Below are 9,603 nucleotides of genomic sequence, written 5' to 3'. Positions count from 1 at the left end.
TTTTCGAGAGTTAATCATCCCAAAGCTGTTATCAAGTTTCAAAATAATTGTCTTTGGACAAAAAAATGGGGAGCTATACCAGTTGTAATCCATCGTCCGATTCCTGAAAGTTTTATTCTTAAAAACAGCTACAATCGTTAAAAAAGCAGATGGATACTATGTCTGTATTACAGCAGAAGATGAGACGATTCCGAATGTTATTCCCATAGATAATATCAAATCAGCAGTTGGAATTGATGTAGGATTAAAAAGAGTTTTTGACTACCAGTCAAGGAAAAAACAGTTGCTGTTAAAAAAGATTTATCGCAATCGACAAAAGCATTTAGCTCGTCAACAACGTAAATTAGCCAGAAAAAATAAAGGGTCAAAAAACTATGAGAAACAACAAAAAAGAATAGCTTTAACTCATCAAAAAATTGCTAGATATCGAAAAGACTGGCACTACAAAACAGCACATTGGTTGGTCAATAATTATGATTTTATTGCTTGTGAAGACTTAAACATCAAAGGGTTAGCTAAAACTAAATTGGCTAAGAGTATTTTAGATGTCGCTTGGGGAAATTTCTTAACAAAATTAGAAGCAGTGGCGGTAAAACGCGGCGTTTGGTTTGTCAAAGTTAGTCCTCATGGAACGACAGTAAATTGCTCAAGCTGTGGTCATAAAGTTCCGAAAACACTATCAGTTAGATTACATGAATGTCCGAAATGTAATTTGACAATGGATAGGGATGAAAACGCCGCAGTTAATATTATAAAAAAGGCATTGCAAATACATGGGGTGGGTCTCATCCCGTCTGCCTGTGGAGGCTTAGTCAGTGGACAGCCTGTGAAGCAGGAAACTTCTGGAACTGAGTATATGCAGTTATCTCTGTTTTAGAAGCCCCCGTTATACCGCCCAAGCGGTTAACGGAGGGAGAACGTCACACCTAATAATTTCACGACTATATTGGCGAAGCCAAATTGATATAAGAAAATCCTATTTTTGGTTAAGTAACTAAAGATGCTGTTTGACTTCATAAGGAATAATAAAATATCTTTTAGAAGCCCAAAAATCTTGAAGTTGATAACAATTTAAACATCTTACTATCTCAGGAAAATAAATTTCGTATTGGGTACAATATTTACCACAAACACAACAGAAGCGTTTTTTAGCCGCGTTAGAATTACTATAATCTCGATTGTTTAGCATTTTTTCTCCATGTTTTTAACATTATTAATTACTGTTGTCCTCCTCCACACCAAGCAGCATAACTGATAGCAATAGCATCGACTTCTTGGTTAAATAAGATACTCTGCAAATCGAACAACTCCTCAACAATAGCAGTAAGGTCTTCTCGTTCGGCTCTAGGATGATCAAGGTTACTTTTCCAAGTAGCAGGATAAATCATCGTAGGAAGACAACCATGACGATAAGCCACTAAATTAACAACTCCCAACACCTGTAATAACTTAGTTGTTGAGGGATATTCCGACCGAATAAAGGGTTGTTCAATGGCAATATGGTTAGGTTGATACTCAACGAGGATTTCTCGCAAATCCGTCTCTATTTCCCCCAAACGATAAGGTAAGGGATCATGAGAATCAGTTTCAATCAAACCAAAATCTACCATGTTGGGTTCTTCTGTTGGTTCTCCTTCAATCACAGCCCATCCTAACTTAGAAATGCTAGGCTTGATTCCTAACCATCGAGGAGTGCCAGTGAAATTCGTAGGATTTTGGTCTAAACTACAGGTGTAACTGGTTATCTCATCGATAAAACATTCGGGGACTCGAACAACTTTAGTTGGAAGATGATTCCACTTTGGTTTTTGCCGAATTAAGTGTCTTAACTTAGAATTCTGAATTGCCATACTACGAGAGTACGCTCGTACAGAGGCAAACTAGACTAACTTAATAAATTCCTTATTTTATCATCTCATGACTAAATGAATTACGGATGTAAGGATATAGAAAAAACTCATAATTTGGTTTTTTTTACAGTAAGATTAACGAATAGATATTAATAAAAAATGTTAATATGAAAAAAAGAGAAAGAGTATGGAGCCGAAAAAGTCAAAGGTGGAACTTTTTTAGGTTCTTCTCGGAAAAGACAAAGTAGATTTGAATTCTATAGTAATTGGTTTGAAGAAGCTCAACAATGTCAAAATCCTCCCAGAGCTTTTCTGGAAAAAGTTTCTTCAGTTAGGTTGCTGTCAGATTAAATGTTTTAATTTGGAGTTTATTTTTTTGATAAGTTTATATTCAAGAAATGGACTATGATCAAAAAGTTAGGGATTGGAGGTTAAAACGTAGCTCGTCCAATAAATTTATCGCTGTAAGAAGTAACAGCATTACAAGTGATTTCCTGGGATGTTATTTGACAAAAACCCGTTGCAGGCAGGGTTAACGTCGGTCCTTCTGCCGTATAAAGAAAAACGCCGAAAACTGAGCTTATATCTTTTTTGGGAACACCAAAAGTAAGGGTAACTAATAGGGATAAATTGGGTTGAGAATAATCATAAATAGCAAAATGATAATTAACAGAAGAATCACCAACTGTAACCCCTAATCCATTACAAAAATTTTGAGTTCCGTCATCGAAAATTACATAACAAGTCCGAGTCTGATATACATCACCTTCTTGCGGTTTAATCGTTATTTGCGCTTGAGATGGATGACTAAATCCCACGATAGCTATCATTAAAAGTGTGATCGTTGATTGAGTATTCATGGTGTTTTCCTTGCTTAATTTCTCAAGAAAATCAATTTCAACGAATGACAAAGTTAGTCGGATTACCTACTTCGCTATTTCCCAATTGCTCTTGAACAAAGTTCGCAAATTCTTCGGCATTACTTCTGGTAGTAAAAGAAGCTACTTGAATAGATAAGCGGCCATCTTGTCGTCTCGTTTTAAAAGCATCCCGACATAAATTATTGTTGATATAACGTAGCGTTTCAGGAGAATAATCAACAAAAACAGGATACAATTGATGTCTTCCTTCAGTATAAGGAGCAGGATCTCCACAAGCTGCTTTTGGATATTCGTTAACTGCTGCTCTAATTTCTGGTTGAGGTTGACGAGTAATGCGAGAACAAACAAAATCATAGTAACCTTCGGCAATTGTCCCAGGGGCAAATTCCCACATTCCTCCTGTATTAGAATCGATAATCCTATGGTTGCTAACACTTCCATTAAAGTTATATTCAATTGCTTCTGTTACTCCAATTTGTCTCTGGCTACAATCAACCTGCCATTTAGTTAAAGATTCCGTTTGTCCATAAGGACGATCATTTCTAGCCCAAAAAGTTCGGATATTCCCTGTTCCTTTTAAACTATCAAAATCAATATAGTGTGAGTGATTATCCTGGGAATCTCCCAGATATACCCATTGGGCGGCTAATACAGGATTGAAAATTCCCAAGGTAAGAACAGCTAAACTAATGCCTAATCCTTTAAAAACTCTATTCATCTCTCTCCCCCCTCTGAAAAAGTAAACCCCTCACCTCACGTTATCTTTAATAACTTAATTAAAATTGCTTTCATTTTCCTAGCTATCTCTAACTTAACTGGCTATTGAAAATAAGGCTAGATTAATCTCGAAAAATGCAATAAAATGACACAAATTTTTAAAAAATTAAAGGTCAATAAAAAACCCCGTCATTTGACAGGGCAGTAACAAGAGAAAAAGGTCATTGAGAACCGAGTTAACGACCAAGATGCGCGAGAATAAGAAACAAGTCCGGCACTAACCACTTGACCATAGTTATCGAGGCGATCTTGTTGTCCAGTACGAGTGGGGGCAAAAAATGTATCGGTTAAGCCCATTGAAGCGAACATGACGGTAGCAGCGAGAATGATGTAGTTGCGAACGATGGTGGTGTTGTTGGTAGTGGTGAACATTGGTGTGACCTCTCTCTTGGTGCGCGTTCCCTTGCGCCGTTCGACGGCGCGGGGTCGCATCCGCTTTCCTCTTGTTACCTTCATATTAAGAGGTCATCTGGGGTGATGTCAGTCCCAAAAACAAGGTATATTCAGGGTTTTCGCCGTTTCTTTTTCTCCTTATAAGTGGAATAAAGTAGAAATCAATGCTCATCGATATTAACTAATTAACGAGAACGGTTAGAGGATGTTAAAGAAGCGCACCGCAACGCGGATCTCGGAGAGATCGCTAATAATTTATCCGTTGATGAAATCCTTAAACTAATTTGATGATTTTGTTCAGGGGTTAAAATTGGGGGCTGATATTTTGATTTTGAAAGTGAGATGATAAAAGAGTAGTTTATTAAATTTATAAATCATGAAAGAAATATTTTTTTGTACTTTTTGTATGTTAACTGCTATATTACTAATCTATAAAATAACTGGTGTTTTATTAATACCTGATGTTAAAATAGGGAAAATTAAGGTGAGTTTTAAACCAATTAATATTCGTAATGATTACAATGAAAAACCGAGATAGATATCCTGATAACTGGGAGGAAATTGCTTTAAAAGTTAAAGAAAAAGCTGAATGGACTTGTCAAAAGTGTGGGTTAGAATGTTTTCCTCCCAACTATCTTAAACAAACCATAAAAGACAAATCCTTAAAAGCTAAATTAACTTTAACTGTCCATCATTCTGATTACGATCCCTCCAATAACCATCCCTCTAACCTCATTCCTTTGTGCAGTGCTTGTCATCTTGATATGCACCGAGGAAGACGGACAAATATTAGCCCAGGTCAATTAAAATTAGATTTAGGAGTATAACTAAAATGATTGAAGGCTTAAATGAAGAATGTAATCAACTTTTATCAAGCACTGAATCTGTATGTCATGCTTGCGGAACTCCCATTGCAGTTATTGAACAACCTACTTCATCTTCTATGAATCATATTAGTTATTCTTACGAAGAAAATGATGGGGAAATTAAAGAAGAAATCAAAATACAGCTATCAGACAGCATGATTGATCAGCTTTTTGGGCAATAATGATCATCTTTTTACATAATCATAAACTTCATCTCGTAAAATAAATCGTCTTTAAAAGTATTTTATCTAGGAGATGCTGAATTATGGTTCGTAAAATATGTACTTTATGTTCGCTAATAATTCTATTGTTAACCGCTTTTATGCCATTCGCCATCGCAGATCAAATGGTAATCTTAGACTATGATACAGCCCGTGATGAATTTTTTTGGGATGATTTATATCGTAGTGGTGGTGAGACACTTTACTGTGAAGAGTCTGTTCGTGGCCCAGGTCGTCGATTTAATGTAGAACACATCTATCCTGCCTCTTGGATGAAAGAAGCTGGCGGTTGTGCTGGTCAATCTCGCAGAGAATGTCGTCGTAATAGTCCTCGATTTAATCTTATGGAAGCTGACTTACATAATCTCTATCCTGCTTTAGCCAGTATTAATCGAGATCGTAATAATTATCCCTTTGCTATTTTGCCGGGAAGTGCCACAGGCCGATGTGATTTTGAAGTTCGCGATCGCCAAAGATTAGTTGAACCGATTCCTATCTCTCGTGGTAACATTGCACGAGCAGTATTTTATATGAATTCCGAATATGGGACTTCCATTGAACCTCCTTTTTCTACCTCTGTACAACAAGAACCTCTATTAAAAGCATGGCATTGTAGCGATCCTGTTGATGACGAAGAACGCCGACGTAATGATAATATCGAGCGAATTCAAGGCACTAGAAATCCCTTTATTGACAATCCTGGACTAATTGATTGTTCTAGTGTTGAGATGTTTCCTAATGATTAATCCCTAAAAAATTTCCCCAAGAATAACTACTCTTGGGGCTAATCGCTCATAACTGTTCCCCTTCTTTTTCAACTTTCTCATACAATGCTTCTAATATCCATTGATGTCGTGATGGGGATGGCCGTCTACTCGCTACCAACTGATCAATCTCTTCTAACAACTCTGTTGGTATTCTCAACTTAAGCGATTGTACCGTTTTTTCTCCCTGATCCACCTTCTTTTCTTCAACCGGTTCAGAACCTCCTTTAGAAATAAATGTCTCTATTTCCTTATCTTTTGGTTTACGACTAATTGGCATCAGTTGTATCTCTCTTTAATCTCTTTATGATTTCTATACAATATTAACCTGATATTGTAGTGATATCATATTAACTCCCAAAAAGATATTGATATAATGTCATTGCTTCTGCGATTGCCTTACCATCTTTGTACTTAACTTCCGTGACGGCCAACCCCTGTGCCGAAGCATTACGAAACGCTTTACGATTTCCCCAAGACGCATCAAGATAAGTTAGTTGAGTTATTTCTGAGGCGATCGCAGCCGCTTCATCATTATCCGAACCTCTAGGATCAGCACGGTTAAGGAAACAATAAGCTTTCAACTCAGGATTAAACGCCTTGGCTTCTTCTATTAATTCCCCTACTTTTTCTAACGTCCAAACATCAAAACTCGCTGGTAAAAATGGGACTAAATAAATAGAAGCGATGGATAAAGCGGCCCGTTGACCGGCGGTGTCTCTTCCCCCCACATCAATGATCACATCCTCATACTTATCCGCTAATCTCAGAGTATCAGTTCTTACCGCAGACCCTTTCAACTGTACTGAAGTATAACCAGCACCACCAGAGTCGGATAACGTTTCATTACGCATCAACGTAAAATCCGTGGCCGTTTGTTGGTCATCAGCATCCACTAACAACACATCATAACCAAGATTTGCTCTAATTACAGTGAGGGTGGTAGCCACCGTACTCTTCCCCACACCTCCTTTAATGCCCCCACAAACTAATATCATTTGAGTATCAATGTGATATCACATTTCAATAAAATTGACATAAATATCGTATCAGACTGATAATAATTTAAAATCACTGTGACATCAAAAATGAACCGATATCCCAAAGATTGGAAAGCGATCGCTAATTCGATAAAGGAAGGTGCCAGGTGGAAGTGTGCTAAATGTGGGATGCAAAGATACGTTGTCCCAGAGGGAATTAATATAGCAAATTATAAGTCGGTTGCTATTTGGTGTCGTAAATTTAATGCAACTTTTGGATCTGCTGTTATTCAATAAATATGAGACGAGTATATTATTTAACTAATACTCAAAAATGAATCCCCTAGTTAAAACCTCTAATCTACATTAGTTAATAATTAAGCAAATAATTAATGATTCTTGTTTATTGCAAAACCCAACCACTGGCTTTACATACAGCAATCCCATCACCACTAGGTTGCGCTAAAGATGATAAACACCAATAATGTTCTCCATCAAAAATAACACCATCTTTGACATAATCGAGTTGAGACACAGGTTTCCAAGAACTTTCTCCTTCTTCATCATAATATTGATACTGTCCATCTTTTATCGTTAAACCCATACCCATTGGCCCTATCCAGTAATTTCCTTCTCTCAATTTTATCAAAGAATTTGATTGAACTTCTCCGTTTTCCTGTAGATAGTTTTGTTGAATCAAAAAAGCTTTTAAAGCCGTAGGAAAGTCAGGATATTTATTAGTTACATTTCCTTGTTCGTCATAAATTTCTAATCCCCAATCTGAGTTTTTATCATAACGAGCTAACATCAACTTCCAACCTTCTTCATATTCTTCTAAAAGAATCTTTTGAGCAACATAACCAGCTAATACCCCATTAACTTCATAATCGTCCTTTTCTCTTTCTTGAATTGCTTCATACATTTTTTGTAGAGTTTCTCTCAAAATTTTGGGATGGTTACGAGTAACATCATTAAGTTTTCCCTTTTCAAAATCATAAATGAGACTAGGAGGAAAAGAACCAGCGTAAGAACTAAATTTATAAAGAAAGGAATTATCATAAGTCAAAAATTCTAACGTTCCATCCCCATTAATATCTTCAAAACCACCTCCATTTCCATCTAAATATCCTGTCTCTGTTTTAATAAATTGAGAATTATCCCAAGTATAAATAATATGATTGGTACAACAATGTGCGCCTCCACTAAAAGTTCTAATCACTACTTCATCTATGCCATTTTTATCTAAGTCTTGTAAAACAACTTCTCCAGTATATCGAGTATAATCTTTAGCTTCTATTTGCTTTTGATCATTATAGTAAATAGAATAAGTTAAATTTTTATCATCTGATGATCCCGAAACATTTACATCATTTGGAGTATAACTAACAGAGACTTTAATGGCTCCAGATTGGGATAATTTTATCAGTAAACGGAGTATCTCCTTCAATCTCAATATTTGAAGTAGCTAGTATTCTATTCGTTAAGCCTAGCATCATAAAAGTATTTAGTGAAAGGAGACATAAGAAATAATTAATCATTTTCATAAATTAGTTATAGTCTAATTATTACGTGGGAGCAATTATTTAGCCAGATTAGTTAAAATGCACCAAGATAATTACTCTTGATATTTCTGACACAAAACTCTAATTTTTTCAACATAAAGAGAACGTATATTTAATGGTTCAATAATGACACAATCACCATAATAAGCAGCAATTTCACGAAAGAACCAAAAGGTATTATAAATCTCTCTCGTTACTCTTCTTTTTGGCGGTGTACTATCAATATCTTCTATCTTGATATCGTTAGGTTTGCTACGATAAGCAAAGACTAATCCTCCTCTTAACTCAAAGGAGACTTTAATAAGCTCTAATTTATCTAACCAAGGTTTGTTGATGGCTGCAACGGTGGCATCTTGAATCCGATCTAGTCGCAATGTCCAATTATGGGATAATTCTAATATGTCTTGATTGCCCTCTGATTCATCAGTGCGACACAGTAAATATTGCCGTTTCTCAATGGATTGGATTTCAGCAAATCTAACTGTAAATTGCCAGTTACGTTCCGCAGCATCTTGGTATGTTAAACGAAAGGGTTGTTGACGACTGATAAAATTATCTATCTTTTGTCGCCAAGGTGGTTGAGGTTGTTCTAAAAATTTGTCAATTTCCCGTTGAAAGGGGATGGTTAACTCACTCCGTTTTTGTAGTAGTTTGCCTATTTCAATGGCTTCATCCATTTTTCCTGCATCAATCAAGGTTTTCCTAGCGGTGTCTAAAGCTCTAATTCGTTGTTGTGTCCAATCATGATTAGGAGCAATGCGTAACTGTCCTTGAGCGATCGCTTTCAATAATCGGGAAATATTGGGCTTATCTCCCCAAGTCATTTCATATTCATCGGCCAAAGCCTCTAATTCTCTTTTATGCTCTTCCCTAATTGATAGGGTGATCGATTCTCCTTTCCTTCCCATAAGTGTACGTTCACTTCATAAAATAAAGTCAGTGTAAGAGGCTGACATTTCTATTTTGACCGATTATATTGGAACTAACAAGTTAGTTAAGTACATTATTTACGGACATGACTAAGATATATATAAAAAAACCAGGGTGGCTCCCCGGTGTTCAATCCCTCATAGGGATTAATGAAGAAAAAGACTTATTTTTGTCTTTATCGCTGTATTTTTTCAATTCCTCTAAGGATTTATTTAACTGTCTTTATTATACTAAATTTTACAATTCTGCTTTGAGTTATTTGGGAGTAAAAGCTACTGTATCGCAGTATTGACATTTTTAAATATGCTAAGGTAAATAAGCGGACTCAGACATTAGACAGTAGCCTTATCCACCTACTTATTTAGTATATTCATTTTTT

The 9,603-nt window shown here is 36.1% G+C and carries 13 protein-coding genes and 1 pseudogene; 5 read left to right on the top strand and 9 right to left on the bottom strand.

Translation table 11 applies throughout. From position 1 onward, the window contains the following. Positions 1-91: 91 nt before the first annotated feature. Positions 92-877, top strand: coding sequence for a transposase (locus tag C4E06_RS05165; protein ID WP_339377119.1), 786 nt, complete (start codon positions 92-94; stop codon positions 875-877). A 117-nt stretch (positions 878-994) separates the two neighbouring features. Here C4E06_RS05165 and C4E06_RS05160 read toward each other — a convergent pair whose 3' ends face one another. The 5 genes from C4E06_RS05160 to C4E06_RS27640 all read right to left on the bottom strand — a co-directional run bounded on the left by C4E06_RS05160 (position 995) and on the right by C4E06_RS27640 (position 3,880). Next, a complete protein-coding gene (locus C4E06_RS05160; RefSeq protein WP_107667106.1) occupies positions 995-1,189 on the bottom strand; it encodes a hypothetical protein in 195 nt (64 codons plus the stop codon). A 28-nt stretch (positions 1,190-1,217) separates the two neighbouring features. After that, positions 1,218-1,850, bottom strand: a complete 633-nt coding sequence (locus C4E06_RS05155; RefSeq protein ID WP_107667105.1) for a crossover junction endodeoxyribonuclease RuvC — start codon at positions 1,848-1,850, stop codon at positions 1,218-1,220. Between the two features lie 431 nt (positions 1,851-2,281). Further along, entirely contained in the window at positions 2,282-2,710 is a 429-nt protein-coding gene (locus C4E06_RS05150) for a hypothetical protein (protein ID WP_107667104.1), read from the bottom strand. Positions 2,711-2,747: 37 nt separating this feature from the next. Further along, positions 2,748-3,449 (bottom strand): surface-adhesin E family protein, encoded by a 702-nt coding sequence (locus tag C4E06_RS05145; protein ID WP_107667103.1) that lies wholly within the window; start codon positions 3,447-3,449, stop codon positions 2,748-2,750. A gap of 188 nt (positions 3,450-3,637) precedes the next feature. Continuing rightward, positions 3,638-3,880 (bottom strand): hypothetical protein, encoded by a 243-nt coding sequence (locus tag C4E06_RS27640; protein WP_370051335.1) that lies wholly within the window; start codon positions 3,878-3,880, stop codon positions 3,638-3,640. A gap of 542 nt (positions 3,881-4,422) precedes the next feature. On the opposite strand from C4E06_RS27640, the gene C4E06_RS05135 reads away from it, so the two are divergent. The 3 genes from C4E06_RS05135 to C4E06_RS05125 all read left to right on the top strand — a co-directional run bounded on the left by C4E06_RS05135 (position 4,423) and on the right by C4E06_RS05125 (position 5,734). Beyond that, positions 4,423-4,728 (top strand): HNH endonuclease, encoded by a 306-nt coding sequence (locus tag C4E06_RS05135; RefSeq protein ID WP_107667102.1) that lies wholly within the window; start codon positions 4,423-4,425, stop codon positions 4,726-4,728. 5 nt (positions 4,729-4,733) lie between these two features. Further along, on the top strand, positions 4,734-4,949 hold the full coding sequence (locus tag C4E06_RS05130) for a hypothetical protein (RefSeq protein ID WP_107667101.1): 216 nt from the start codon (positions 4,734-4,736) through the stop codon (positions 4,947-4,949). A gap of 140 nt (positions 4,950-5,089) precedes the next feature. Then, complete coding sequence (locus C4E06_RS05125; protein WP_232826159.1) at positions 5,090-5,734, top strand: endonuclease I family protein; 645 nt, start codon at positions 5,090-5,092, stop codon at positions 5,732-5,734. Between the two features lie 46 nt (positions 5,735-5,780). Here the strand turns inward: C4E06_RS05125 and C4E06_RS05120 are convergent, their stop codons facing one another. After that, entirely contained in the window at positions 5,781-6,032 is a 252-nt protein-coding gene (locus tag C4E06_RS05120; RefSeq protein WP_107667099.1) for a hypothetical protein, read from the bottom strand. A gap of 70 nt (positions 6,033-6,102) precedes the next feature. After that, positions 6,103-6,750, bottom strand: coding sequence for an AAA family ATPase (locus tag C4E06_RS05115; RefSeq protein WP_107667098.1), 648 nt, complete (start codon positions 6,748-6,750; stop codon positions 6,103-6,105). A gap of 168 nt (positions 6,751-6,918) precedes the next feature. On the opposite strand from C4E06_RS05115, the pseudogene C4E06_RS29480 reads away from it, so the two are divergent. After that, positions 6,919-7,029, top strand: a pseudogene (locus tag C4E06_RS29480) (DM13 domain-containing protein); the annotation flags it as partial. A gap of 106 nt (positions 7,030-7,135) precedes the next feature. Here the strand turns inward: C4E06_RS29480 and C4E06_RS05105 are convergent. Then, positions 7,136-8,179, bottom strand: a complete 1,044-nt coding sequence (locus tag C4E06_RS05105; RefSeq protein WP_198648331.1) for a hypothetical protein — start codon at positions 8,177-8,179, stop codon at positions 7,136-7,138. Between the two features lie 168 nt (positions 8,180-8,347). Beyond that, positions 8,348-9,202 carry a WYL domain-containing protein gene (locus tag C4E06_RS05100; protein ID WP_107667097.1) on the bottom strand — a complete coding sequence of 285 codons (855 nt, stop codon included), beginning with the start codon at positions 9,200-9,202 and terminating at the stop codon, positions 8,348-8,350. Positions 9,203-9,603: the final 401 nt, after the last annotated feature.

Source organism: Cyanothece sp. BG0011, assembly GCF_003013815.1.
Taxonomy (GTDB): domain Bacteria; phylum Cyanobacteriota; class Cyanobacteriia; order Cyanobacteriales; family Microcystaceae; genus Crocosphaera.
Note: the sequence above shows the minus strand (reverse complement) of the source record. Positions and strands in the feature narration are given on the sequence as shown.